Genomic DNA, 25,461 nt, shown 5'->3' on the forward strand with positions numbered 1-25,461 from the left:
CTCCCCCACCGGCACCCTGCTGGCCACCGTCGAGGTCCCCGTCCCCCGCGCCACCGCCTGCGCCTTCGACGGCTCCGGCAACCTGTGGATCACCACCGCCGCCACCGCCGTCCACCCGGACTCCGGGCGGCTGTTCCGGGCGGACGGCGTCCGCTAGGGGTTCGCCGGCGGGGTCGGGCGGTCCGGTCGCTGGGTCAGGGTCAGGGCCACCTGGTGCCAGAGCGGGTCGACGGCCAGTTCGGTCAGCTGCGGGCCCGTCAGCAGCGGGGCGTTCCGGTGGACCCCGGGGCCCTCGCCGGGGCCGGGGATGTTCCCGGAGCTGACGGTCACCATGGTGCCGTCGGGGCGGCGCACGGTGGCCCGCCAGTCCTGCTCGCCGCCCGCGGCCGGCGCGGGCAGGTAGAGCTGCAGCTGCGCGCCGCCGGGCAGGTCGGTGTCGGTGCAGTTCGCCATCGCGCAGGGGGCCGCACGGAGCGGACCGGTGGTCGGACGGCTGACGTCGACCCGGAGGTTGCCGGTGGCGGTGCCGGCCCGGAGCTGGAAGCCGACGTACTTCTGGTAGGACGACTGCTGCGGCACCCACGGGGTGCCGGTACTCAACCCGGCCGGGATCCGGGTGCGGAGCGCCTCCAGCAGCTCCGGCCCCGTGGTCGGCAGCGGTGCCGGGGAGCTCGCGGCCGGGCTCGGCGTCGCCACCGCGCTCGGCGACACCGCCGGGAGCGCCGGGAGGCCCGGCCCGGTCGCCGCCGGGGCCGGCAGCAGGGCGACCGCCACGGTGAGCACCGCGCCGACGCCGACCGCCGCCGCGGCCACCCGGGTGGCGGTGCGCAGCCGGCGGCCGCGGCGGCCCCGGTGCAGCAGCTCGGCCACCGGCACCGGCCCGCTGACCTCCTGACGGGCCGCCAGTTCCCGCAGGCCCTCGGCCACCCGTTCCTCGACCACCCGCTCCTCGTCGTGCACGCTCATCGGGTGGCCTCCTGGTGATCCCGCAGGGTGGTCCGCAGCCGGGCCATCGCCCGGGCGTTCTGGCTCTTCACGGTGCCGACCGAACAGCCCAGCGCGGCGGCGGTGTCCTTCTCCGACAGGTCCTCGACGTGGCGCAGCACCACCACCGTCCGTTGGCCCTCGGGCAGTTCGAGCAGCGCCCGGCGAAGCTCCTCGGTCTCCTCCGGGGGCCGCACCGGGGCGGCGGCGTCCGGGGGCGCGTCGGTGAGCAGTTCGCGGCGCCGGCGGCGCCACCAACTGACGTTGCCGTTCACCAGCATCCGCCGCAGGTAGGCGTGCGGGTCGTCGGTGGCGGCGCGGCGCCAGCGGACGTACAGCTTGACCAGGCAGTCCTGGAGCAGCTCCTCGGCGCGGTGCCGGTCGCCGGTGATCAGCGTCGCGGTGCGCAGGTGCCGGTGCCAGGCGGCCTCGACGAATGCCGCGTAGGCGGCGTCCTCGGATTCTCGACTCACGACGGACAGACGCGGTGGGGCCGGTGAAAGGTTGTCAGCTCGTACGACCGGATCGCGCGCGGGCGCCGAGCCGGTTGCCGATCACCACCAGCAGGGCACCGATCCCCAGGAACGCGACGGTGATCATCGCCGAGGCGACCGCGACCCGTGCGTAGCCGCCGTGACGGCCGGGGTCGAGGAAGGGGTACGGGTACCAGTCGGTGATGCGGCCGCGGATCAGCGTGTAGGGCAGGTAGAGCAGCGGGAAGAGCAGCCAGCGCAGGGCCCGGTGGTACTCGATCGGGCGGCGCGGCGGGGCGGCCAGCCAGTCTGCCAGGACCACCAGCGGCATGATCCGGTGCAGCACGTCGTTGACCCAAGGCAGGGTGAGACCGAGGCCCAGGCCCTGGAGGGCGACCAGGTAGACCAGGCCGGTGATGGTCAGGTAGAGCGTGGCGGCCCCGCGCAGCAGGTCGGGCACCGGCCTCCCCCCGCGCAGTCCACGCACGCCGCCGACCAGGAACACCGCCGCCCCCAGCACGTTGCTGAGGATGGTGAAGTAGCTGAAGAAGTTGCCGACGGAACCGCCCTGGACGCCCAGCCGGTACAGCTGGAAACCCAGGGCGGTGACCGTCAGCAGGCCGAAGGCCAGCCGCAGTCCGTTGAGCACCCGCTCCGGCACGGGGCACCGCCTCTCGCTCGGGACGGTTCTCATCATCACGGGCGTGACGGTGGATCGGGCGGCAGCCCGAGCCGGTGTGTCGGGTGCTCCGCCGGCCGGGTCAGGCGTGGGTGCCGCCGTCCACCCGGACCTCGGTGCCGGTGACGAAGGCGCCGTCGTCGGAGGCCAGCATGGCGATCACGCCGGCCACCGTCTCGGGCCCGGCGAAGTTGTACGCGTTGCCGGACTGCAGTGCGGGGGTGAGCTTGGCGTAGAGCGACATGTCGGCGTCGGCGGGCAGGCCGGGGCCGCGGTTCTGACCGCTGCTGCCCGAGGCGTCGGTCATGCCGCTGCTGATCGAGCCGGGGGCGACCGAGACGGCGCGCAGGCCCTGCTTGGCGTACTCGACGGCGATGGCGTGGGTGAAGGACTGCACCCCGCCCTTGCTGGCGGCGTAGGCGGACATGTACGGGTGGGCGAAGGTGGCCGAGGTGGAGCTGAAGTTGACCACCACGCCGCGGCCGGAGGCCAGCAGCTCGGGCAGCGCCTCACGGGTCATCAGGAAGGTGCCGGTGAGGTTGACCCGGAGCACCGTGTTCCACAGGTCGAGGCCGGTGCGGTCGGTGTGCTCGGAGCGCAGGATGCCGGCCGCGTTGACCAGCACGTCGAGGCCGCCCAGCAGGCCGGTGGCCCGGGCGACACCCTCGATGACGGAGGCCTCGTCGCCGATGTCCACGGTGAGCGTGGTGAGGCGGTCGGCGGTGCCGTCGGCCTCGGCCAGCTCGCGGGTGGCGGCCAGGCCGGGCTCGGCGATGTCGGCGCCGACCACGGTGCCGCCCTCGGCCAGGACGCGGCGGACGGTGGCCTGGCCGATGCCCGAACCGGCGCCGGTGATCAGTACGCGGCGGCCATCGAAGCGGTTCATGGTGCTCTCCTGCGGGGTTGTGCCGGATCTCGGACTTCGACTTCACGGTACGCCTGGATGGCACGTTGTGCCAACAACGCACTCCATGCCATTTCGGCCGGTCGTGCACGGTGACCGACTAGACTCGGAGGGTGTCCGACCACCGCCCTTCCCTCACCGAGCGCCGCAAGGCCGCCACCCAGCAGGAGATCGCCCTCGCGGCCGCCCGGCTGTTCGCCGAGCACGGCGCGGCCGGCTGCACCGCCGAGGCCATCGCCCGGGCGGCCGGGGTCTCGCTGCGCACCTTCTACCGCTACTTCCGCACCAAGGAGGACGCCGTCGCCCCGCTGCTGGCCGGCGGCGTCCGGCACTGGATCAGCGAACTGGCCCTGAGTCCGCCGGAGTTGACGCTCCCCCAGGCGCTGGAACGGTCCGCCCGGCAAGCCATGGCGCCCTCCCCCGAGTTCCCGCCCGAGGTGCTCGGCTGGGTCCGCGGCCTGCTCCGCCAGGCCCCGGCCGAGCCCGACCTGCTGGCGGTCTGGCACCGCGTCCACCACGAGTCGGAACTCGCCCTGGTCCCCGTCCTGACCACCCTGGCGGCGCCCGGCACCGACCCGCTCGAACTACGCCTGGCGGCCGCCGCCGCCAACACCGCCATGCGGGTCGCCACCGAGACCTGGGCCGCCGAGGACACCCCGCCCGAGCAGGCCGCCGAACTGGCCGCCCGCTGCGTCCGCGAACTGACCGCCGGACTGCGGCTCTGGTCCTGAGGCCCTGTTGCCGGGGTTCCGTTCCTGAGGCCCCGTCACACCGGCACGATCGCCACCGGGCAGTGGGCGTGGTGCAGGACGGCGTGCGCGGCCGTGCTCAGGCGCAGGCCCAGCCGCGGGGCCGGGGCGTGACGGGGCATCACCACCAGGGCGGCCTCCGCGGAGGCGTCCACCAGGGTGGCGGCCGCAGGGCCGGAGAAGTCCTCGGCCTCCAGGTCGAGCCCGGGGAACTCGGTGCGGACCGGGTCCACCGTGCGGTGCAGCAGCTGGCGGTGCAGGTCGGACTCCTCGCCGAGCTCGTCCAGCATCGGGGCGGCGTTGGTCACGTCGGCCACCACCGGGGACCAGACGTGCAGCACCCGGAGCGGGAGCCCGGCCAGCTCCGCCTCCCGGGCGGCGAACCGGACCGCCTCGGCGTCCCGCTCCTCGCGGACCGCGACCAACACCTGGTGCCCGTCCCCCGCGCGGCCCCGGACCACCACCACGGGGCAGCCGGCGTGCGCGCAGACCCGCAGGCTGACCGAGCCGAGCAGCAGCGAGGCGAAGCCGCCGTGGCCCCGGGTGCCGACCACGGCCAGCTCGGCGTGCTCGGCGGCGGTCACCACGGCGGCGGCCGGGTCCTTGGGCACCACGTCGCCGGTCGGCCGCAGCGACGGATGGGCGGCGCCCAGCTCGGCGAGCGCCAGGTCCAGCACCTCCTGCCCGTTCTTCAGGATCAGGTCGGTGAGGGCGGCGCCGGAGCGGGGCGGGACGGTGATGGTGCCGGTCTCGACCGCGTGCACCAGGTGCAGCGAGCACTGCCGCCGCTCCGCCTCCAGGGCCGCCCACTCCGCGGCGGCCGCGGCGTGCGCCGAGCCGTCCACCCCGACCACCACGCCCGCTGGGGGTCTGATCTCCATGGCCGCCTCCGGAGGGGTCCGCTGCCCCTGCCTCCAGCATGCGCCCCGAGAGCGCGCGGAGCCCCCGCCGTCGGGACGGCGGGGGCTCCCCGGAGCGGTGCGGCGGTCAGGCCTTGGACTGCTCCCACTCGGTGCGGTAGTCGAGGAAGATCTGCCGGAGGTGGTGGCCGATCTTCAGGTAGTCGAGGTCGTCGAGGTTGGCCAGGGAGACCCGGACGGACCACTCGGGGCCGTCGAAGCCGCCGCCGTTGAGGAGGACGACGCCGGTCTGCTCGGCGAGGCGGAACAGCGGCTCGGTGGGTTCGTAGTTCTTCAGCAGGAACTCGGCGAACTCCGGCCCGGCGACCCGCTCGGCCTCCGCCTGGAGGTCCAGCTCGATGTAGTACCCGGCCCGGCCCGGGTCCTCCGCGATCTTCATCTCGGAGCCCTCCAGCAGCAGGGCGAGGCGCTGGTGGACGATCGCCTGGACCTTCTCCTTGTACGCCTGGCCCTCGGGGAGCAGGTCGAAGAGCGAGAAGAGCGTCATCTGCACCTGCTGCGGCAGCGAGAGCCCGGCGGTGTGGTTGAGCGCCACCTGCCGGGAGTCGGCGACCAGGCGGTCGATGAAGCGGATCTTCTCCGGCTCCAGGGTGAGGGTGCCGTACCGCTTGGCGAGGCGGGCCTTCTCCTCGGCCGGGAGCTTGGCGAGCATCTCGTCGATGACGTTGTCCCGGTGCAGGCCGATCACACCGAGGCGGTGGCCGGTGCAGCCGTAGTGCTTGGAGTAGGAGTACACCAGCAGGGAGTTGCGCGGCAGGTCGGCGGCGATGGTGCGGAAGCCGTTGACGAAAGTGCCGTAGACGTCGTCGGTGACGATCAGCAGGTTGGGGTTCTTGGTCGCCACGATCTGCTTGATCTGGTCGGCGACCCGCTGGGAGAGGGCCAGCGAGGGCGGGTTGGAGGGGTTGACCAGGCAGACCAGCTTGACCGCCGGGTCCTCCAGCTTGGCCACCTCCTCGGTCGGGTAGCGCCAGCCGCGCACACCGGTCTCGGCGAAGTTGGAGGCCTCGACCTTCACCACGTCGAAGTCGAAGGTGTCGAGTTCGGCGATCTCGATGTACGGGGTGAAGACCGGGACCATCAGGGCGATCTTGTCGCCCTTCTTCAGGATCCCGTTCTTCATCAGCGAGTCGAAGATGTAGCACATCGCGGCCGTGCCGCCCTCGGTGGCGAACAGGTCGAGCTGGTCGGCCGGCTGCTTGTTCTGCATCAGCTCCTGGTGCAGGTAGCCGCGGACGATCTGCTCGGCGTTGACCAGCATCCGGTCCGGCACCGGGTAGTTGTCGCCGACCTGGGAGTCGGCCAGCTCGTGGATGAACGCCTCCCGGTCCAGCCCGAAACGGTCCACGGCCAGGCCGATCGAGGCGGTGAGCATCTCGATGCCCGGCAGCTCGGGGTGCGAGCGGGCGAAGCGGTCGTAGCGCTCGGCGATGCCGTGCTTCTCCGGCATCCCGCCGAGGTTGTCGGCGGTCCACACCCGGCGGCTCTCGGAGAGCGCGAAGTGACCGAGCGCCAGGTACGCCTCGCGCGGGCCGGTGGCGATCCAGTTCGGGTTCCCGCGCCCGGCGTTGAGCATGTGCGAGGTGGACTTGTCCTTCTGGCCCGGCTGGTCGGCCTGGTAGGCCTGGGCGAGCCGCATGAACTCGCCCTTCAGCTCGAACGGGCTCAGCTTGGACAGCCGCTGGATCTCCTCGCGGCTGATCGAAGGCTTGCTCACGTGACTCTCTCCTAGCCGAGCAGGGCGACGATGATGGCGCCCCAGATGGTCAGCAGGACGTTGCCTGCCGCGTACGGGATGGTGTAACCGAGCGTCGGGATCTGGGACTTGGACTCTTCGTTGATGGCGCCGATGGCGGCCGTGGTGGTCTGCGCACCGGCCACCACGCCCATCAGGATCGGGGTGCGGATCTTGAAGACGAAGTGGCCGACCAGGACGCCGACGATCAGCGGGATCACGGTGGCCACCGCGCCCCAGACCAGCAGGCCCCAACCCGCCTGGGAGAGACCGCTGCTGAAGCTCGGCCCGGCGTTGATGCCGACGATGGCGACGAAGGCGCACAGGCCGAAGGTGTCCATGAACCACTGGGCGCCGGGCGGCACGTTGCCGTAGGTGGGGTAGCGGCCGCGGATCCAGCCGAAGACCAGACCCATGATCAGGGCACCGCCGGAGGTGGAGAGCGAGATCGGCACGCCGCCGGCGGTGAGCGCCGGGATGCCGATGCAGCCGCCGAGGAAGATGCCCAGGCCGACCCAGATCATGTCGGTGGCGAAGCTGGTCGGCACCGGCTTGCCGATCGCCGCGGTGGCCGGGTCGACCAGCCGCTTGGGGCCGGTGAGCACCAGGGTGTCGCCGCGCTCCAGCTCGGTGGAGAGCCGGTACGGGAACTCCGAGCCGGACCGGTAGATCCTGTCCACGAAGACGCCGACCATGAAGGGCTCGCGGCGCAGCTGGGCGACGGTCTTGCCGAGGTGCTCCTTGTTGGCGGCAACCACGTGCAGGTGCTCGGTCTGGTAGCTGAGCAGGCCCGCGTCGTCCGTCTCCGGGCCGATGTGCCGGACGGGGTCGAAGTCGACGAGGTCGTGCCGGAGCGCGGAGACCGCGATCGAGTCGCCCTGCTGGATGACGGTCTGCTGGGTGTGGTCGAGGATCTCGCCGTCCCGCCGCACCCGGGTGATGTAGATCCGGCGGCCCTGCTCCTTCTGCTGGGCCTCGATGTCGTCGATGGTCCGGCCCACCAGGCCGTTCCCGGCGACGGTGAAGGCGCGCAGCACGACCTCGTAGTAGCCCTCGGCCAGGTCGGGGTTGGACTCGGGGGCGTCCAGCTCGATGGCCAGCTGCCGGGAGTCCTCGGCCAGGTTGCTCTTCAGCAGCCGGGGCGCGATGTTGGCCAGCAGCACCGCGCACAGGATGGTGCCGAGCGGGTAGGTGACGGCGTAACCGACCGGCACCAGGTTCTGCTCGGCGGTGATCTGGTCCGGCGTCAGGCCCTGGATGTTGGCGATGGCGTCCTGGGCGACGCCGATCACCGCGGACTGGGTGAGCGCGCCGCCCAGCAGGCCGGCGCCCAGGCCCGGGCCGTAGCCGAGCATCTCGTCGAAGGCCCAGCAGACCAGCAGGCCGGTGACGCAGACCACCACCGCCACCGAGACCTGCGGCAGGCCGTCCTTCTTCAGCCCGCGGAAGAACTGCGGGCCGACCTTGTAGCCCAGCGCGAACAGGAACATGATGAAGAACACCGACTTCACCGTGCCGTTGACGCTGACCTCGGTCACCCAGCCGGTGAACAGCCCGGCGATCAGACAGCCCGTCACGGCGCCCAGCCCGATGGCCTTGTAGCGGATCTTGCCGACCAGGAAGCCGATGGCGATGGTCAGGAAGATCAGCAGCTCTGGGTACGGTTTGAAGACGTGGTCGGTGATCCAGTCCATCGTGGTCCCTCGCGCTCCTTCGTCAGAGGCCGATGATGCCGACCAGCACGGGGCCGGTGAGCGGTAGCAGGAAGTTCGAGATGGTGTAGGTGATCGTGTAGCCGAGCATCGGCACGCTGCTCTGCGCGACGTTGCTCACCGCCGTGATCGCGGGGGTGGAGCACTGTTGGCCGGCGATGGCGCCGATCAGGATCGGCTTCTCGATCTTCAGCAGCTTGCGGCCGACGAAGAACGACAGGAAGGCCGGGACCAGCACCATCAGGATCCCGGCGGCCGGGAGCAGCACCGGGTACTGCTTGAGCAGCGGGCCGGCGTCCGGGCCGGCCGCCATGCCGGTGACGGCGATGAAGATGGCCAGGCCCAGGTCCTTGGCGGTCTGCGCGGCCACCGGCGGGTAGGCGCCGAAGGTCGGGCGCTGGGCGCGCAGCCAGCCGAAGAACAGGCCGGCGATCAGGCAGCCGCCACCGGTGCCCAGGGCGAGGTTGACGTCCCCGGCGTGGATGGTGACCTCGCCGAGCAGCACGCCGAGGCAGATGCCGAGGCTGATGTAGATGTAGTCGGCGGTGTCCTGACGGACCGTCGCGCCGACCTTGGCGGCGAACTTCTCCACCTTGGCGCGGGCGCCGACCACGGTCAGCGTGTCGCCCTGGTGCAGCTCGGTCTCGCCGACGGCCGGCAGGTTGTGGTCGACCCGCTGGACGCTGGTCAGGAACACTCCGCCGACCGCCTCCGGTTCGGCGGCCCGGAGCTGGTCCACGGTCCGGCCGTTGAGCTCCTTGCGGGTGACCACCACGTCCCGGACGGCCAGCGGACTGTCCAGGCCGGGCACCCCGGAGGTCTCCGGGCCGAGCTCGTGCCCGGCGTCCATCACGGCCTCCCGGGTGCCGACCACCAGGACCCGGTCCCCGCGCTTCAGCAGCAGGCCGGGCTCGACGGTCAGCACCTGGTCGCCGCGCTTGACGCCCTCGATCGAGACCAGCTGCCGCTCGGCCGCCTCGAAGTCGCCGACCTTGCTGCCCTCGCCCTGCGAGACCAGGTAGGTGCGGCCGACCAGGGCCGGCAGCGCGGCCTGCTCCCCGGCCTCCAGCCCGGCGTCGCCGCCGCGCATCCGCTCCCAGATCTCGCGGCTGGCGTCGGCCAGGTTGATCCGCATCAGCATCGGGAAGATCTGGCTGGTCAGCATGACGATGGTGACCAGGCCGAAGAGGTAGCAGACCGAGTACGCGGTGGCCACGTGCGCCTGCAGCTCCTGGGACTGGTCCGGGGTGATCCCGGTCAGCTTGGAGATGGCCTCCTGGGCGGTGCCGACCACGGCGGACTCGGTCGCGGCCCCGGCCAGGATGCCGGAGGCGGTGCCGACGTCCAGGTCGAAGCCGGTGGCGAAGCCGAGCGCCATCAGGATGACCACGCCCGCCTCCAGCACCGAGAGCACGCCGAAGCGCAGGCCCTTGGCGTTGAGGTTGGCGACGAACTGCGGGCCGGCCATGTAGCCGAGCGAGAAGATGAAGAGCGCGAAGGCCACGTTCTTCACGTCGGCGTTGACGGAGACCTTCTGGGCGCCGATCAGCATCGAGACGATCAGGGTGCCGCAGATCCCGCCGAGCTGGATCGGGCCGACCCTCAGCTTGCCGATCAGGTAGCCGAGGGCCAGACAGGCGAAGAGCGCGAGGACGGCGTTCTCCCGGAGCAGGCTCAACTCCGGCACCCCCGTTCTGACGGGGGTTCAGACCAAGGTCGGATCATGAGAGCGATTAGATCCTAATTGTCAGCTTATGTCCGTTCCTGACACTCCGTTCGGACCAGTCACTTGGAGGACGGCCACGAACCACCCCAAGTGAGCTCCAAGTCGCGCGCCCCAGGCTGGCCCTGACCGATACTCCGCCGGAAGGCAACCGCGATGTCCTCACTCCTCGGCCGCCTCGGCGGCTCCGCCGCCGCCAGGCCCTGGCGCACCCTGCTCGGCTGGCTCCTCCTGCTGGCCCTCGCCCTCACCCTGGCCGGCACCCTCGGCGGCGAGCCGCGCGAGGACTACCGGGTGCCCGGCACCCGCTCCACCGCCGGCGCCGACCTGCTGCGCGAACGCTTCCCCGAGCTCTCCGGCGCCGGCGCCCGGGTGGTCGTCCACGACCCGGGCGGGCAGCGGATATCCGAGCAGCCGCTGGCCGAGCTGCGCGGACGGCTGGCCGCCCTCCCGCACGCCGCCTCGGCCGCGGCCCCGGTGCTCTCCGGCGACGGCGCCACCGCCCTGATCCAGGTCGACTACTCCGTCCCCGTCACCGACTTCAAGGGCTCCGAGGGGCTGGACGCGCTGCGCTCCGCCGCCGCCCCCACCGAGGCCGCCGGACTCCAGGTCGCCTTCGGCGGCCAGCTGCCGGAGAACTTCTCCGCCCCCGACGGCACCGCCGAAATGGTCGGCGTGGTGGCCGCGCTGATCATCCTGGTGGTGGCCCTCGGCACCCTGGTCTCGGCCGGGCTCCCGCTGCTGGTCGCCCTCGCCGGGCTCGGCCTCGGCACCGCGCTCACCACCCTGCTGGCCGCCGTCACCGACATCAGCGCCACCGCCCCGACCGTGGCCACCATGGTCGGCCTGGGCGTCGGCATCGACTACGCGCTGCTCCTGGTGAGCCGTCACGTCGAGGGCCTGCGACGGGGCCTGACGCCCCGGGAGGCGGCCGCCGAGGCCACCGCCACCGCCGGGTCCTCGGTGGTGATCGCCGGTGCCACCGTCCTGGTCTCGCTGCTCGGCCTGCGGCTGGCCGGGCTCTCCGTCTACTCCTCCTTCGGCTACGCCACCTTCGTGGTGGTAGGCGCCGTGATGCTGGCCTCGCTCACCCTCGTACCCACCCTGTGCGCGATGGCCGGGCACCGGCTGCTCCGAAAGGCCGAACGGCTCGGCCTCGCGGCGGGCGCGGCGGCTCCCCGCGCCGGCTCCTCCGCCCCCACCCGCACCGAACGCTGGGCCCGGCTGATCGGCCGCCGCCCGCTGACCGGGGCGCTCGCCTCGCTGGTCGTCCTGCTCGCGCTGGCCGCACCGGTGCTCGGCATGCGCACCTGGCCGCAGGACGCCGGCAGCCAGGCCGCCGACCACACCACGCGCCAGGCCTACGACCTGACCGCGGCCGCCTTCGGCCCCGGAGCCAACGGCCCGCTGGTCATCGCCGTCGACCTGCGCACCCTGCCCTCCGCCGAACTCCCAGCCCTGACCGGCAAGTTGTCCTCCACCCCGGGCGTCGCCGCCGTCACCCCGGCGGTGGTCAACCGGGCCGGCGACGCCGCCGTCCTCACCGTCCGGCCGACCACCGGACCGCAGGACGTCAAGACCAAGGAGCTCCTCGACCGCCTGCGCGGCGGCGTCCTCCCGGCCGGTGCCGAGGCCACCGGCGTGGTCGCCTCCTTCGCCGACATCTCCGACCGGCTGGCCTCGCGCCTGTGGGTGGTGGTGCCCTTCGTGGTGGCGCTCTCGCTGATCCTGCTCACCCTGCTGTTCCGCGCCCCGGTGCTGGCGGTCAAGGCCGCCGCGATGAACCTGCTCTCGGTGGCCGCTGCGTACGGCGTCACCACCGCCGTCTTCCAGACCGACTTCGGCGCGGAGCTGCTCGGGCTGCCGCACGCGGTGCCGGTCTCCAGCTGGGTGCCGATCCTGATGTTCACCGTGCTGTTCGGGCTCTCGATGGACTACGAGGTCTTCCTGCTGGCCCGCGTCCGCGAGGACTGGCTGCTCACCAAGGACCCGCACGGCAGCGTCGTCCGCGGCCTCTCCGCCACCGGCCGGGTCATCACCAGCGCCGCCGCCATCATGGTCGCCGTCTTCATCGGCTTCGCCCTCGACCCGGACGTCACCGTAAAGATGATGGGCGTCGGCATGGCCGCCGCCGTCCTGGTCGACGCCACCGTCGTCCGCCTCGTCCTGGTCCCCGCCACCATGACCCTCCTCGGCCGCGCCAACTGGTGGCTCCCCCGCTGGCTCGACCGCCTCCTCCCCCAACTCAACATCGAGCACGGCACCGACCAGCCCGCCCCCACCCCCCGCGAGCCCGTCTCCGTCTGACCGCCCGTCAGGCCGGGCCCGCCACGGGGGTGCGGGCCCGGCCTCCCTCTCAGACCCTGATGCGGTCGATCACCAAGCGATCGAAGAGATCGTCACTCAGCTTGTCCTGGTACTCCTCGACCGACCAGCGCGCGGCCGCCGCGTCCCCGTTCCACCTGGTGATGACGTCCTTGTTGAAGTCGATCAGGCGGCGCATGTCATCGGCGGTCAGCTCGGGATGGAACTGGCATCCGAAAACCCTCTCGCCGTAGCTCAACGCCTGAACCGAGGTGTGACCATTTCCGTACTCGATGCACACCCCGTCGACTTCCTCAATCCGAGGACTGATCGCCTGGTAGTGGAACGACGGCACGAACCCGATCCCTTCATCACCTCCGGTACGGCGATCACTCGCGCCGACACGGGTGACCGCCGTCAGGCCGACCTCGATTCCTGAGGTGTCGATGATCGAGTCCGAACGCAGGGCTTCTGCGATCAACTGCGAGCCGAGGCACACGCCGATCACCACAGGACCGGGGCCATCGCCTCCGGCACCACCGTGCATCCCGTGCGCCTCCGCGATGAGCGTCCGCATCAGCTCGATGGTCCGACGCATCCAGGCGGCGTCCGAGTGCACCGACGTCTGTCCGCCGGTGAACACGTACGCCAGCGCCGGGCGGGGCCGGTGTGCGGCCTCCCCGGCCAGATCAGTTTGCAGATCCAGCCGACCGCAGGTCAGGCCTGCTCTGGTCAGTCGCTGCTCGATCCGGTCGGCGTAGTCGAGGCCCTCGTAGATCAGCCCGTCCGCGACACAGATCTGTACATCTACCGGCATGCTGGTCTCCACTAATCGAAGAGCCTCGACCAAAGGTTGGCCGCCGCGTCCACGCACTGGACGAAGCTCAGGATAGCCACCAGCGTCACTGCCCGGTTGACTCGCTTGACGCGGCGCATCTGGTCGTGCTCGAGCTTTCGCTCGACCGTGTGCCGGGCCATTTCGAGCAGGGTGTCCGTGCGCTCGCGCACCTTCTCGGTCTCCCATGCCCTGAGTACGCTGTCACGCATCTTGAGGACGTGGAAGTCGTAGCTGAATGTGGGTCTCACCAACGCTTGATAGTCGGCGCGCAGGCGGCGTTCCAACCTGATGAGCAGTTCGGGGTCCTCCTCCAGCACCGCCTCCCGGACGATTCGCTCCGCCGCGTTGGCGGAGTGCTCCAGCCGGGCATAGTGCACGTTCAACTGACCCAACAGGTGCTCGAATTGGCCGAGGGTCTCCCTCGGGTCCCGCGATGCCAGGAGGGAGAAGGCGTACCCGGGGTAGAAGAACTCTTCCAGCCAGGTCGATTCGGACGGAATCGGCTGTGCGGAGCGGGGGTAGATGAGAAGCCGCAGAGTGTCCGACAGTTTGGCCCTGCCCGGCTGTGGGTGTGTGGTGCTCCCCGCATACGTGAGGTTGAAGTAGGGCAGGACGGTCGGACGCGGCGGCCCCTGCCGGCACCGGTCGGACACTGCGGCGAGCGCAGGTAACAACTCGTCCCGGATGCGCGCCGAGACCGCGTCGCGGCCCTTGGGACCGAAGGTGTCGACAAGCCGTTCCCTCCACTGAACGGACCACCCGTCGGCGATCCGCATGTGCACCGCCACTGATCCGTAGCCGTCCGGAAACAGGACGCTGCCAACGTTCAGCTCCACGGGAAGCCGCGTCGCCTCCTGCACGATCGCCGTCAGCCTCGCCCGGAACGGGTCAGAGCCCGCGAGGTGCGTGAGCAGGTTCACCGGTGGGTTCCCGTAGGTGAGAGAGCCCCTCAGGAACTGGTCAAGGGATCGCTCCACCACGGTGAAGCGCCCTTCCGGATCGACTTCGCCGTCCGCAGGAACCACGAAGCCCGGACGGTCCGCAAACGCCACGCCCCCGGGAAAGTAGGGCCCTGTCAGCATCAGCAGAGCATCACCGCAGAAGTCGACCTCGTGTCGGTGCCCCGACCTAGATCCGGACTCGGCGCGGGCGCGCGGGACGGCCACCCCGTTCAGTGCCCCACCCGCGTCTTGAACAGGTTCGTAGCTGTCCACAAGAGCCCCCCGGCCGCTCGGACATCCCCGCTCGCAGGTTACCGCGTGCACGAGGCCCAGGGCAGGGGCCGGTCGCAAGGCAGTACCCACCTCATGGTCGATCGCAGCTTCCGGCCCTACAGGCCGTCGCTGAGGCTACGTCAGGGGCGGGTGGAGCGGCCGCGGGGGCGGGAGGGCGGGCAGGGGCGGGAGTTCGGGGCGGCGGAGCCAGGTGTCGAAGAGGGTGTCGAGGGGGGTTGCCGCGTAGCGGTCGGCGTGGGCCAGGAAGTCGGGGGTGGAGACGACGCCGTGGCGGTTGAGGACGGCCCAGTCCTGGACGAGGCGGAAGAAGGGCTGGTCGCCGACGGCGGCGCGCAGGGCGTGCAGGACGAGGCCGCCGCGTTGGTAGAGGCGGTCGTCGAACATCAGGCGGCGGCCGGGGTCGCCGAGGACCAGGTCCTGGGGTTGGCCGGCGAGGAGGGCGTGGGCGGAGGCGGCGTGGGCCGCGGCGCTGCGGCCGCCGGAGTGCTCGGCCCAGAGCCACTCGGCGTACTTGGCGAAGCCCTCGTTCAGCCAGATGTGGCGCCAGTCGGCGATGGTGACGCTGTTGCCGAACCACTGGTGGGCCAGCTCGTGCGCGACCAGGCGTTCGGAGCCGCGCTGCCCGCCGAGGTGGTTGCGGCCGAAGGTGGCCAGGCCCTGGGCCTCGACCGGGACGTCGAGTTCCTCGTCGGCGACCACCACCGCGTACTCGCCGAAGGGGTAGGGGCCGAAGAGCTCCTCGAAGAGATGCATCATCCGGGTCTGGCGCCCGAAGTCGGTGCCGAACTCGGGCAGCAGCCGCGGCGGCAGGTACGCGGTCTGCGGGACCGAGCGGCGGGTCTCGCCCGGGTCGCCGCCCTCCACCAGCCGGACCGTCTCGTAGAGGCCGACCGAGACCGAGACCAGGTAGCTGGAGGTCGGGGCGGCCTGCTCGTAGACCCAGGTGGTGGAGGAGGAGCGGCTGGTGCGGGCCAGCAGCCGCCCCGTCGCCACCACGGTGAAGGGGGAGGCGGTGGTGATCGAGATCAGGTAGCTCGCCTTGTCGGCGGGCCGGTCGTTGCACGGGTACCAGGAGGAGGCGCCGATGGGCTGGCTGGCCACCAGGGCGCCCTCCTCCAGCTCCTCCCAGCCGAGCCCGCCCCAGGGGCTGCGCACGGGCTTGGGGTTGCCGGTGTAGTGCACCTCGACGGTGAACGCGGCTCCGGCCGCCGGCGCCTTGGCCGGGCGGATGCGGAGCTTGCCGCCCCGGTGGGTGTAGCGGGCGGCCTTGCCGTCCACCAGCACCCGGCCGATCCGGAAGTCGGCCAGGTCGAGCGCGAACTCGGCCAGTGCCGAGCCGCCGGCCACCGCGAGGATCCGGGCCGAGCCGCCGAGGCGGTTCGGCCCGGGCCGGTAGTCGAGCGTCAGCTCGTAGCGGTGCACCCGGTAGCGCGGGTCCCCGTGCTCAGGGAAGTACGGGTCGACACCGGTGGCCGGCGCCTGCTTGGGACTCAACGCTTCGTACGCTCCTGCTCCAGACGGACCGTCAGGACTGCCAGGCCTCGATCGGATTGCCCAGCCAGCGGGTGTCCGCCGGCACCGACTCGGCCCGCATCACGAGCGAGGCCGGGCCCAGGGTGCTGCGCGCGCCCACCGAGCTGCCGGGCAGCACGATGCCGCCCGGGCCCAGGGTGGCCCCCTCGTGGAGGACCACAGTATCCATGCGCATGATCCGGTCGTGGAAGAGGTGGGTCTGCACCACGCAGCCGCGGTTGATGGTGGCCCCGTCCCCGAGGGTGACCAGGTCGGCCTCGGGCAGCCAGTAGCTCTCGCACCAGACGCCGCGGCCGACCTTGGCGCCGAGCGAGCGCAGCCAGAGGTTGAGCACCGGGGTGCCGGGGACGGCGCCGACCAGCCAGGGCACGGCGAGCACCTCGACGAAGGTGTCGGCCAGCTCGTTGCGCCAGACGAAGCCGCTCCAGAGCGGGTGCTCGACCGCCTTGAAGCGGCCGACCAGCAGCCACTTGGCGGCCGCCGAGACCAGGCAGGCGAGCAGTCCGGCGCCGATCAGCACCGGGCCGGAGAGCAGTGCGACGGCCCAGAGCGGCAGCGCCCCGGCCAGTCCGGCCAGCGCGGCCAGCACCAGCACCAGCAGGCCGGTGGAGGCGACCACGGGGACGAAGCGGCAGACCTCGACCAGACCGCGGGCCCAGAGCAGCCGGGCCGGCGGGTCGTAGGTGAGGCTCTGGTCGGCCTGGTCGGCCGAGCGGGGCAGCCTGACCGGCGGCATGCCCAGGTAGGAGCTGCCCTTCTTGGCCTTCTTCGGGGTGGCCGAGAGCACGCCGACCAGGCCCCGGTCGGGGACAGCGCGGCCGGGGGCGGTCATCCCGGAGTTGCCGAGGAAGGCGCGCTTGCCGATCTCGGCCTGGCCGATCTTCAGCCAGCCGCCGCCCAGCTCGTACGGGGCGATCAGGGTGTCGTCGGCGAGGAAGGCGCCGTCGCCGACGGTGGTCAGGCTGGGCAGGGCGAGCACGGTGGAGACCTCGGCCCGGGCGCCGATGCTCATGCCGAGCGCGCGCAGCCAGACCGGGGTGATCAGCCCGGCGTAGAGCGGGAAGAAGATCTCCCGCGCCTGGTCCATCAGCTGACTGACCGTCCAGGCCTGCCAGGCGATCCGGCCGTGCAGCGGGTGGACGCCCGGCTCCAGCCCGAGCGAGAGCAGGCGGACGGCGGCCAGCAGCAGCCCGGCGTGCACCAGGCCGTAGGCCAGGGTGGCCGGGACGAGGGCGAGCAGGGCGCCGGTGAGCGCGTCCTGGAGGCCGTCGCCGGGGTGGACGAACTGACCCGTCACCAGCAGCGCGGCGGCCAGCGGGAGGACGGGGAGCAGGGTGAGGCCGAGGCCGCTGATCCCGTACAGGGCGGACCAGAGCGGCTTGCGCGGCGGGCGCTGCTTGGGCCAGTTGCGCTCGGCCTTGCCGAGCTTGACGGCGGGTGCGCCGGCCCAGCGCTGGCCGGTGGGGACCTGGCCGGTGACGCCGGAGCCGGGGGCGACCTGGGCGCCCTTGCCGACCTTGGCGCCGGGCAGCAGGGTCGAGCGGGTGCCGACCACGGCGCCGGCGCCGACCTTGACGGCGCCGATCTCCAGCCGGTCGCCGTCCAGCCAGTACCCGGAGAGGTCGACCTCGGCCTCGACGGCGGCGCCGCGGCCGAGCTTGAGCAGGCCGGTGACGGGCGGCAGCGAGTGCAGGTCGACGTCCTCGCCGATCTTGGCGCCGAGCGCCCGGCCGTAGCGGACCAGCCAGGAGCCGGAGAGCGAGGTGGCGCCGCTGACCTCGGCGAGGCGTTCGGCGGTCCACAGCCGCAGGTGCACCGAGCCGCCGCGCGGGTAGCGGCCGGGGCCGACGCCGCGCAGCAGCAGCCGGGCGCCGCCGGCCGCGAGGGCGAGGCGGCCGGGCGGGCTGAACAGCAGGACGGCGGCCGCGCCGATCGGCCACCAGGAGGCGGTGGGCGCCCACGGGTAGTCGCCGAACCAGGCCAGGACGTTGCCCAGCGCCAGCAGGCCGGTCGCCCAGCGCAGACCGGTCAGGGTGAACAGCGGGACCAGTAGCAGGAGTTGGAGCAGCTTGGCGCGGGCCGGGACGGGCGCGATCTCGCGCTGCTTCCCGTCGCCCTGGCCGCTCTGCTCCAGGTGGCGGGCGAGCTTGCGCAGGGTCGGGTACTGGTAGAGGTCGACCACGGCCACCGAGGGGTAGCGCTCGCGCAGCAGGGTGGTCAGCCGGGCGGCGGCCAGGCTGCCGCCGCCGATGGCGAAGAAGTCCTCCCGGGCGCTGCCGACCGGTACGCCGAGGATCTCCTCCCACTGCTCGGCGAGCCAGGCCTCGGTGCCGTACAACTGCTCGACGGGGCCCGCCGGTTCGAGGTCGGCGAGCGGCCAGGGCAGCGCGTTGCGGTCCACCTTGCCGGAGGTCCGGGTGGGGAGGGAGTCGACGGGGGCGAGCAACGGGACCAGGGCGGCCGGGAGTTCGGCCCGCAGGCGCTCCACGGCGGCCGCCCGGTCGAAGCCCTCCTGGGTGACCAGGTAGCCGACCAGCAGCTGGTTGCCGCCCTTGGCGGTGCGCACGGCGGCGGCCGCGCCGGCCACCCCGGGCAGCGCCTGGAGCGCCGCGTCCACCTCGCCGAGCTCGATCCGGCGGCCGCCGAGCTTGATCTGCTCGTCGCCGCGCCCGAGGAAGAGCAGGCCCTCGGGCTCGGCCTGCACCACGTCGCCGGAGCGGTAGGCGCGCTCCCAGCCGAGCGACTCCAGCGGCGCGTACTTCTCCGCGTCCTTGGCCGGGTCCAGATAGCGGGCCAGGCCGACGCCGCCGATCACCAGCTCACCGGTCTCGCCCATCTTCACGGGCTGTCCGTCGGGGCCGACCACCACCAAGTCCCAGCCCTGGAGCGGCAGGCCGATCCTGACCGGGCCCTCGCCGTCCAGCAGCGCCGCGCAGGCCACCACGGTGGCCTCGGTCGGACCGTAGGTGTTCCACACCTCGCGGCCCTCGGTGACCAGGCGCTGCACCAGCTCGGGCGGGCAGGCCTCACCGCCGAAGATCAGCAGCCGCACTTCGTTCAGAGCCTCGGCCGGCCAGAGCGCGGCCAGGGTCGGGACGGTGGAGACCACGGTGATCTCCTGCTCGGCCAGCCAGGGGCCGAGGTCCGCGCCGCCGCGCACCTGGGAGCGGGGCACCGGCACCAGGCAGGCGCCGTGCCGCCAGGCCAGCCACATCTCCTCGCAGGAGGCGTCGAAGGCGACCGAGAGCCCGGCCATCACCCGGTCGCCGGGGCCGATCGGCTCCTCCTGGAGGAAGAGCGCGGCCTCGGCGTCCACGAAGGCGGCCGCGTTGAGGTGGGTGACGGCGACGCCCTTGGGCTTGCCGGTGGAGCCGGAGGTGAAGATGATCCAGGCGTCGTCGCCGGTGGCGGGCACCTCGCCGGTGCGGCCGCCGGGCTGACGGCCCGTCAGGGCCAGCGCGCGGCCCGCGCCGAGCACGCCGACCGCCTCCGCCTCGCCGAAGACCAGCTCGGCCCGCTCGTCCGGGTCCTCGGCGTCCACCGGGACGTAGGCGGCACCGGCAGCGAGCACGCCGAGGATGGAGACGTAGAGGTCGTTGCTGCCGGAGGGCACCCGGATGCCGACCCGGTCGCCGCGGCCGATCCCGGCGGCGGCCAGCCGGCGCCGCACGGACTCGATCTCGGCGCCCAGCGCGCGGTAGGTCAGGACGGCGCCGCCGTCGTCGAGGGCGGGCTCGTTGGGGTGCGCGCGGGTGGTCGCCGCCAGCACGTCGAGCAGGGTGCGCGGCTCGGGAACCGGCCCCGCCACGTACCGGGCGGTGGGCCCGGTCCCCTCATCCTGCGGTGTCGTCACCTGTGTCAGCACGGCCATGTGACACGATGCTAATGCGTCATGGTGACGGCGCCCGTCGAGTGGATCACCTCCGGGCTCCGTGCGTCCCCGATCGGACGCACCGTCAGTACGCACCCGATCGATGCCTCCCACCTGCGGGATCCGGCCCTCCGCAGCCCGCCGGAGCGACCCCGGGGGCGTGCCCGGGCCCTGTGGCGGACGGCACATCCGGTTGTCCGGGAGTTCCTGCCGAGTTCGTCCGTCGTTCATGCTGCGGCCGGTCAGCGCGCCAGGGAGGCCCCCTGCCGCGGCAGCCGGGCGATCAGTTCCTCGGCCTCCCGGCGGTGCGCGGCCGCCTGTTCCGGTTCGTCCAGGTAGGTGGCGAGCTCGGCGAGGGTGAGCGAGACCGGGCGCAGCGCGATGGAGGTGGAGGCGGCCCCGGCCACCATGCCGCGGTGCGGCAGCAGGTCGGCGTAGACCCCGGCCGCCTCCTCCCGCTCGTCCAGGGCCATCACGGCGAGCGCCCGCAGGGTGAGGAAGAAGGAGCGGTAGTAGTCCGGCGGGATCGGCCGCCGTTCCACCCGGGTGGCCCGCACCTCCTCCACCGGGCGGCCCGCCTGCAGCAGGGCCAGTGCCCGGATGTCCTCCACCAGCGGGCCGTAGAGCTCGGCGCCGCGCTCGATCAGCGGCAACTCCTCGACCAGCATGCCGCGTTGGAAGGCCCGAGTGAGCCGGTAGAGCGCGTCGAAGCCCTCCGCGTGGATCGAGTCCCGGGAGTACAGGCCCGCGATGGCGGCCCGGAAGCGGGCGTCGGCCTCCTCTTCCCGGCCCTCGATCAGCGCCAGCATGCCGAGCTGGCAGCGGCCCACGTCCACCAGTTCGGGGAGGTGGTAGGCCTCGGCGATCCGCAGCCCCGCGAGGGCGTGCTCACGCACCCCGGCGAAGTCGCTGCGGACGGCGGCCGCGGTGCACCACAGGTGCTCGGCCAGCCAGCGGTAGGCGGGCAGGTCGTGCTCGGTGGCGAGCGCGGACAGCTCGACGGCGATCGAGGTGCGCAGCTCGATCTGCAGCTCGTAGTCGTGCACCCGGGCCTGGGCGGCCAGGGCGTGCGCCAGCAGCACCGGATCGCCCTCCCGGCGGGCGATCGCCACCGCCTCGGCGGCCGCCGCCCAACCCTCCGGGCTGCCGGAGCAGTCGAGCTCGTAGGAGAGCGCGTCGAGCAGGTGGCAGCGGGTGGCGGGTGGCAGGTCGGGGCGGGCGAGGAGCGCGTTCAGGGCCTCGACGGCGGCGTGGTCGACCGTGCCGTACGGATGGGCCACCCACGGGGTCGGCTCGGTCCAGGAGGTCCAGGCGGCGACGGAGAGCTCGAACCGTCCGCTCTCCCGCGCCTGCTGGATGGCGGAGGCCCGGGTGGCCAGCGCGGCCCGGATCGCCCCCGCCCGCACCTGGGGCCCGCAGCAGCGCGCCGAGCAGCTCGATCCGGCGGGCCTGATGGTCCACCAGCTCGGCGGGGACGAGGTCGAGCAGCTCGACGGCCTGGCGGAGCAGGGCGGCGCAGGTCTCGTGGGCGTAGCGGCGCTCGGCCGCCTCGGCGGCGCGGACGGCGTACTCCACCGCCAGGTGGGCGGTCGCCGGGCTCGCGGAGTGGGCGAAGTGGTGGGCGAGGGCCGAGAGTTGGGTGGGGCGGCGGATGCGGAGCGCCTCGGCGACGCGGCCGTGCAGGCGGGAGCGGCGCAGGCGGGTGAGGTCGCCGTAGAGCGTGTCGCGGACCAGCGCGTGGGTGAACCGGACCACGCCGGGGGCGGGTTCGGTCAGCAGTCCTCCGCCCAGGGCGGTCTCCAGGGCGGCGTGCAGGCCGTCCTCGTCGTCCTGGGTCCGGTGCGGGGCGGTGAGTGGCCCGTACTGCGGGATGTCGCTCACCGCGTGCTGACGTACGGTCTGCGGCTCGTGCTGGGCGACGGCCGCCAGCAGGACGTCCACCTCCGCCTCCCGGCCCACCACCGCCGCGAGCCGGAGCACCTCCAGGGTCTCCGGCGGCAGCCGGTCGAAGCGGCGGCGCAGTACGTCCCCGACGCCCTGCGGCACCTCGGTGACGGCGACCAGCGCCCCCTCGGCGGCCAGCAGGCGGGCGCTCTCCCGGAGGTAGAACGGGTTACCACCCGTGCGTTACGGCCAGCGCGGCCACCGTCTCCGGTCGGACCGGGGCCGCGCAGACCGCCTCCACCAGCCGCCCGGCCTCGGCCGGGGCCCAGCCCGCTGAGCGGGAGTCGGCGCGGCGAGAGGCGGGCCAACTGGGCCCAGCGTCTCGGGTGAGTTCGCCCTCCCCCGGGCGGTGGGCAGGGATCAGCAGCAGTCCGGGGACGGCCGGGCCGGTGGGCCAGTTCACCGAGCAGCGCCCTGGTCTCCCGGTCGGGACGGCGTGCAGGTCGTCCAGCACCAGCACCACCGGGCGGGGCGGTGGCGACGGTCCGCAGCCAGTCGGCCACCGCGCGGTGGCAGCCGGAACCGCCCGGCGAGGGCGTCCTCCGGGCCCGGCGCGGCTGACGGCCCCTCGGTCTCCAGCAGCGGCGCCAGCAGACCGGCGAACGCCGGGCCCGGGGCACTGGCGGCCGCCAGCGCCCGCAGCGCCTCCGTCATGCCAGGCCGCCGGCGCCCCCTCCGTCTCGGGACACCGCCCGGCCGCCACCCAGCCATCCATCGGAGGCCAGTTCGACCCGCAGGCGGTGCAGCAGCGTGCTCTTCCCGGCCCCGCCTCACCGCTGACCAGCACCACCCCGCTGCCGCCCCCGGCCACCTGGGCCGCCGTCCCGCGCACGGTGCGCAGCTCGTCCTCCCGCCCGACGAACACCTCGGGACCACCGAACCGGGCGAGAAGGGGAGCCGGACCGCGCCGACGCCTCCGACCCGCCTCCGGCGCCACCTGGGGCCCGGCGTCCCGGCCGGACGGGAGGCAGCGGAGCCGGGCAGGCCCGTGGCCGGTCGGGTCGGCCGGGGTGCGACGGCGGTCGCGAAGCCGGTACCGACCGTTCGCGGGAGCGGGACGCCGTCGGCCACGGTCTCCCGGCCCGCCCCGCCATCGCTCCGCACGCCGCCGGGCCGGGCACCGTCGCCGGGGCCTGGCGTCCCACCTCCGTCGGCCGAACCACCTTCCCCCGTCGGTCCGTTGAGTCGGACCCGGCCTCTGGCTCGCGGCGGCAGCAGCTCGGTGTGCTGGTGCAGGACGGCCGACTCCAGGTCGGCCAGGGCCGGGCTCGGGTCGAGGCCGAGCTCCTCGCCGAGGAGGGTACGGGCGCGCCGCAGGGCGTCCAGTGCCTCCGCCTGCCGGTGCCCGGCCCAGAGGGCGAGGGCCAGCAGCCGCCAGCCCTCCTCCCGGTACGGGTGCTCCTCGGTGAGCGCCAGCGCCTGCGGCACGGCCACCGCCGAGTCCCCTCGCTCCAAATCCAGCTCGATCAGCAACTCCCTTGCCGAGAGCCGTAGTTCACCGAGTCGCGCGACCTCCCCGAGGGCCCACGGCCGGTCCGCGAACTCCCCGTACGCCTCTCCGCTCCACAGCCCCAGGCCCTCCCGGGCCGGGCCGGGGCGCCGCAGCTCGCGGGCCCGGACCAGCAACCGTTCGAAGTCCCGGGCATCCAGCGCCCCACTGCTGCGCGGCAGCCGCAGCGCGTACCCGGGGCCCTCACTGACCAGCAGTCGGGCCGCCTCGCGCGGCCCGCGCCCGGGCTCCAGCAGCCGCCGCAGATTGGACACGTACGCCTGCAGGAGGCACTCGCCTTGGCCGGCGGACGCCCCTGCCACAGACCCTCCACCAAGCGGTCGGCGGGCACCACGGCACCGTCCACGACCAGCAGTTGCCCCAGCACGGCACGCTGGTGCGGACCGCCCAGCCGAGCCGGCCGCCCGTCCACCTCGGCCCCGAGCGCCCCCAGCACCCGGACCCGCACCGCCCCCGCGTTCCGCTCCATCGCCCGAGCTTAAACCCGCCCTGACGTAGGGTCCCGATCAGCCCCGGAGGCCCGCAGACGTCTCGTCGGCGAACGGTTCGACCGTTCGTGCCGGACCGGTGCGGAGTCGGTCGCACCGATGCGGAGCCGGTCGATCCCGCCCCGCTGCGCAGCAGCACCGCGCTGAGCGGGACGAAGCCGCCCGTCCCGCCCGTGGCGGGGTCCTCGCCGGAGAGACGTCTGAGCAGGGCGACCGCGATCCGCTGGCCCTGGGCCTTGGCCGCTCCGCGCGCGGGCCGGTGTACAGGCCGTCGACGGTGCCTGCCAGAGCTGGACCCAGCGGCCGAAGTGTTCGCCGGTCAGGGGCTGTTGGGCGTGCAGGACGGCGTGCGGTTCGAAGACGTCGCGGCGGTACTCGGCGGTCCGGAGCAGGGCCCGCTCCCAGAAGTCGGCGATGTGCGGGAGGTGCCGCTCCAGCCGGGTGCCGGCCAGCGCGGTGAAGTACGGGCCGATCAGCGGGTCGGCGAAGGCCGCGCCGTAGAAGCGGCGGAGCAGCAGCTCCAGATCGGCGCGGTCCGGATGTCGGTGCGGTCCACGCCGCAAGGCTATGCCGGGGCCGCGGAACGCGGCAGGGTAATAGGTCCCGCCCACCGACCTGAGCTGGCAGGATGCTGCCATGACCTACCTCCCCGCCGCTGACCGCTACTCCTCGATGACCTACCGCCGGGCCGGACGGAGCGGGTGCTGCTGCTCCCCGCCGTGTCGCTCGGCCTCTGGCACAACTTCGGCGACACCCAGCCGCTGGAGGTGCAGCGCGCGGTGCTGCGCCGCGCCTTCGACCGGGGCGTCACCCACTTCGACCTGGCGAACAACTACGGCCCGCCGTACGGCAGCGCCGAGAAGAACTTCGGGACGCTGTACGCGCAGGACTTCCGCCCGTACCGGGACGAGCTGTTCATCGCCTCCAAGGCCGGGTACGACATGTGGCCCGGCCCGTACGGGGACGGCGGCAGCCGGAAGTACCTGCTGGCCAGCCTGGACCAGTCGCTGGGCCGGATGGGCCTGGACTACGTGGACGTCTTCTACTCGCACCGCTACGACCCCACCACTCCGCTGGAGGAGACCATGGGGGCGCTGGACACGGCGGTGCGCTCCGGCCGGGCGCTGTACGCGGCGATCTCCAACTACCCGGCGGAGCAGCACCGGGAGGCGGTGGCGATCCTGCGCGAGCTGGGCACTCCGGTGCTGCTGAACCAGGCCCGGTACTCGATCCTGGACCGGGGCGTGGAGGACGGTGTGCTGGAGGCCGTCGGCGAGACGCAGACCAGCCTGATCGCCTACTCCCCGCTGGCCCAGGGCCTGCTGACGGACCGCTACCTCTCCGGCGAGGTGCCGGTGGGCTCGCGGATGTCGGTCGGGCACTTCCTCAAGGAGGAGGCGCTGACCGGGGCGAAGCTGGAGCAGCTGCGCGCGCTGGCCAAGGTGGCCGAGCGGCGCGGGCAGTCGCTGGCCCAGCTGGCGCTGAGCTGGGTGCTGCGGGGACGAGCGGGTCTGCTCGGTGATCATCGGAGCCAGCAGCGTGGCCCAACTCGACCCAGAACCTGGACGCGTTGGCGGCCGGGCCGCTCACCGCCGAGGAGCTGGCGGAGATCGACGCGCTGACCCGCTGAGCGGAAGGAGGCGGTGCCGCCCGGGAAGCAGCCCCCGGGCGGCACCGCCCCGGATCAGGACGCCGGGGTGTACTTGTAGCCGACCCGGCGGACGGTGACGATGCTGTCGCGGTGCGCCGCGCCGAGCTTGCGGCGCAGCCGGGCGACGTGGACGTCCCACGGTGCGGCCGTCGCCGACGTGGCCGTAGCCCCAGACCGCGGTGACCAGGTGTGTACGACGGCGTGTTGC

17 protein-coding genes and 4 pseudogenes are annotated in these 25,461 nt (G+C 73.1%); 4 read left to right on the plus strand and 17 right to left on the minus strand.

Annotated features, from left to right (window positions below):
- Window positions 1-153: 153 nt before the first annotated feature.
- The 4 genes from ABD946_RS22985 to ABD946_RS23000 all read right to left on the minus strand — a co-directional run bounded on the left by ABD946_RS22985 (window position 154) and on the right by ABD946_RS23000 (window position 3,022).
- On the minus strand, window positions 154-966 hold the full coding sequence (locus ABD946_RS22985) for a hypothetical protein (RefSeq protein ID WP_345286526.1): 813 nt from the start codon (window positions 964-966) through the stop codon (window positions 154-156).
- Window positions 963-1,457 carry a SigE family RNA polymerase sigma factor gene (locus tag ABD946_RS22990; protein ID WP_345286528.1) on the minus strand — a complete coding sequence of 165 codons (495 nt, stop codon included), beginning with the start codon at window positions 1,455-1,457 and terminating at the stop codon, window positions 963-965. Before ABD946_RS22990 ends, ABD946_RS22985 begins: the two co-directional genes overlap by 4 nt.
- Window positions 1,458-1,491: 34 nt before the next feature.
- The gene (locus ABD946_RS22995; RefSeq protein WP_345286530.1) at window positions 1,492-2,118 is read right to left on the minus strand and encodes a Pr6Pr family membrane protein; all 627 of its coding nucleotides are present in this window, start codon (window positions 2,116-2,118) and stop codon (window positions 1,492-1,494) included.
- Window positions 2,119-2,218: 100 nt separating this feature from the next.
- On the minus strand, window positions 2,219-3,022 hold the full coding sequence (locus ABD946_RS23000; protein ID WP_345286532.1) for an SDR family NAD(P)-dependent oxidoreductase: 804 nt from the start codon (window positions 3,020-3,022) through the stop codon (window positions 2,219-2,221).
- A gap of 131 nt (window positions 3,023-3,153) precedes the next feature.
- Between ABD946_RS23000 and ABD946_RS23005 the strand changes: the two genes are divergently transcribed.
- A complete protein-coding gene (locus ABD946_RS23005) occupies window positions 3,154-3,771 on the plus strand; it encodes a TetR/AcrR family transcriptional regulator (RefSeq protein WP_345286534.1) in 618 nt (205 codons plus the stop codon).
- Between the two features lie 35 nt (window positions 3,772-3,806).
- Here the strand turns inward: ABD946_RS23005 and ABD946_RS23010 are convergent, their stop codons facing one another.
- The 4 genes from ABD946_RS23010 to aspT (ABD946_RS23025) form a co-directional block, all read right to left on the minus strand.
- Window positions 3,807-4,670 (minus strand): universal stress protein, encoded by an 864-nt coding sequence (locus ABD946_RS23010; protein WP_345286535.1) that lies wholly within the window; start codon window positions 4,668-4,670, stop codon window positions 3,807-3,809.
- A 106-nt stretch (window positions 4,671-4,776) separates the two neighbouring features.
- Window positions 4,777-6,426, minus strand: coding sequence for a bifunctional aspartate transaminase/aspartate 4-decarboxylase (locus ABD946_RS23015; protein ID WP_345286537.1), 1,650 nt, complete (start codon window positions 6,424-6,426; stop codon window positions 4,777-4,779).
- An 11-nt stretch (window positions 6,427-6,437) separates the two neighbouring features.
- A complete protein-coding gene (aspT, locus tag ABD946_RS23020) occupies window positions 6,438-8,138 on the minus strand; it encodes an aspartate-alanine antiporter (protein ID WP_345286539.1) in 1,701 nt (566 codons plus the stop codon).
- 22 nt (window positions 8,139-8,160) lie between these two features.
- Window positions 8,161-9,834 (minus strand): aspartate-alanine antiporter, encoded by a 1,674-nt coding sequence (gene aspT / locus ABD946_RS23025; protein ID WP_345286541.1) that lies wholly within the window; start codon window positions 9,832-9,834, stop codon window positions 8,161-8,163.
- Window positions 9,835-10,035: 201 nt separating this feature from the next.
- Between aspT (ABD946_RS23025) and ABD946_RS23030 the strand changes: the two genes are divergently transcribed.
- Window positions 10,036-12,186: an MMPL family transporter gene (locus ABD946_RS23030; protein WP_345286543.1), complete on the plus strand. Its 2,151-nt coding sequence runs from the start codon at window positions 10,036-10,038 to the stop codon at window positions 12,184-12,186.
- A gap of 49 nt (window positions 12,187-12,235) precedes the next feature.
- Here the strand turns inward: ABD946_RS23030 and ABD946_RS23035 are convergent, their stop codons facing one another.
- From ABD946_RS23035 to ABD946_RS23055, 5 genes are all read right to left on the minus strand, one after another.
- Window positions 12,236-13,012, minus strand: coding sequence for a type 1 glutamine amidotransferase (locus ABD946_RS23035; RefSeq protein WP_345286545.1), 777 nt, complete (start codon window positions 13,010-13,012; stop codon window positions 12,236-12,238).
- Window positions 13,012-14,235 (minus strand): hypothetical protein, encoded by a 1,224-nt coding sequence (locus ABD946_RS23040; RefSeq protein WP_345286547.1) that lies wholly within the window; start codon window positions 14,233-14,235, stop codon window positions 13,012-13,014. Before ABD946_RS23040 ends, ABD946_RS23035 begins: the two co-directional genes overlap by 1 nt.
- A gap of 135 nt (window positions 14,236-14,370) precedes the next feature.
- Entirely contained in the window at window positions 14,371-15,750 is a 1,380-nt protein-coding gene (locus ABD946_RS23045) for a M1 family metallopeptidase (protein WP_345286549.1), read from the minus strand.
- 31 nt (window positions 15,751-15,781) lie between these two features.
- Window positions 15,782-19,660, minus strand: coding sequence for a Pls/PosA family non-ribosomal peptide synthetase (locus ABD946_RS23050; RefSeq protein WP_345286550.1), 3,879 nt, complete (start codon window positions 19,658-19,660; stop codon window positions 15,782-15,784).
- A gap of 242 nt (window positions 19,661-19,902) precedes the next feature.
- Complete coding sequence (locus ABD946_RS23055; RefSeq protein ID WP_345286552.1) at window positions 19,903-21,066, minus strand: hypothetical protein; 1,164 nt, start codon at window positions 21,064-21,066, stop codon at window positions 19,903-19,905.
- On the opposite strand from ABD946_RS23055, the gene ABD946_RS23060 reads away from it, so the two are divergent.
- Window positions 21,032-21,934: a hypothetical protein gene (locus ABD946_RS23060; RefSeq protein ID WP_345286554.1), complete on the plus strand. Its 903-nt coding sequence runs from the start codon at window positions 21,032-21,034 to the stop codon at window positions 21,932-21,934. The genes ABD946_RS23055 and ABD946_RS23060 overlap by 35 nt on opposite strands.
- Window positions 21,935-22,097: 163 nt before the next feature.
- On the opposite strand, the pseudogene ABD946_RS42870 reads toward ABD946_RS23060, so the two are convergent.
- The 3 genes and pseudogenes from ABD946_RS42870 to ABD946_RS23070 form a co-directional block, all read right to left on the minus strand.
- A pseudogene (locus ABD946_RS42870) lies at window positions 22,098-22,541 on the minus strand (ATP-binding protein); the annotation flags it as partial.
- 308 nt (window positions 22,542-22,849) lie between these two features.
- A pseudogene (locus ABD946_RS42875) lies at window positions 22,850-23,416 on the minus strand (AfsR/SARP family transcriptional regulator); the annotation flags it as partial.
- A gap of 176 nt (window positions 23,417-23,592) precedes the next feature.
- A complete protein-coding gene (locus tag ABD946_RS23070; RefSeq protein WP_345286558.1) occupies window positions 23,593-24,165 on the minus strand; it encodes a group III truncated hemoglobin in 573 nt (190 codons plus the stop codon).
- 73 nt (window positions 24,166-24,238) lie between these two features.
- Here ABD946_RS23070 and ABD946_RS23075 point away from each other — a divergent pair.
- Window positions 24,239-25,232: pseudogene (locus ABD946_RS23075) on the plus strand (aldo/keto reductase).
- A gap of 54 nt (window positions 25,233-25,286) precedes the next feature.
- Here ABD946_RS23075 and ABD946_RS23080 read toward each other — a convergent pair.
- A pseudogene (locus ABD946_RS23080) lies at window positions 25,287-25,461 on the minus strand (winged helix-turn-helix domain-containing protein); the annotation flags it as partial.

The organism is Kitasatospora albolonga (genome assembly GCF_039535905.1).
Lineage (GTDB): Bacteria > Actinomycetota > Actinomycetes > Streptomycetales > Streptomycetaceae > Kitasatospora > Kitasatospora albolonga.

What these genes read in the sequence shown, in the direction of transcription:
- ABD946_RS23050 (WP_345286550.1), bottom strand. Translation starts at nt 19,660, where the DNA reads ATGGCCGTGCTGACACAGGTGACGACACCGCAGGATGAGGGGACCGGG.
- aspT (WP_345286539.1), bottom strand. Translation starts at nt 8,138, where the DNA reads ATGGACTGGATCACCGACCACGTCTTCAAACCGTACCCAGAGCTGCTG.
- ABD946_RS23000 (WP_345286532.1), bottom strand. Translation starts at nt 3,022, where the DNA reads ATGAACCGCTTCGATGGCCGCCGCGTACTGATCACCGGCGCCGGTTCG.
- ABD946_RS23010 (WP_345286535.1), bottom strand. Translation starts at nt 4,670, where the DNA reads ATGGAGATCAGACCCCCAGCGGGCGTGGTGGTCGGGGTGGACGGCTCG.
- ABD946_RS22985 (WP_345286526.1), bottom strand. Translation starts at nt 966, where the DNA reads ATGAGCGTGCACGACGAGGAGCGGGTGGTCGAGGAACGGGTGGCCGAG.
- ABD946_RS23030 (WP_345286543.1), top strand. Translation starts at nt 10,036, where the DNA reads ATGTCCTCACTCCTCGGCCGCCTCGGCGGCTCCGCCGCCGCCAGGCCC.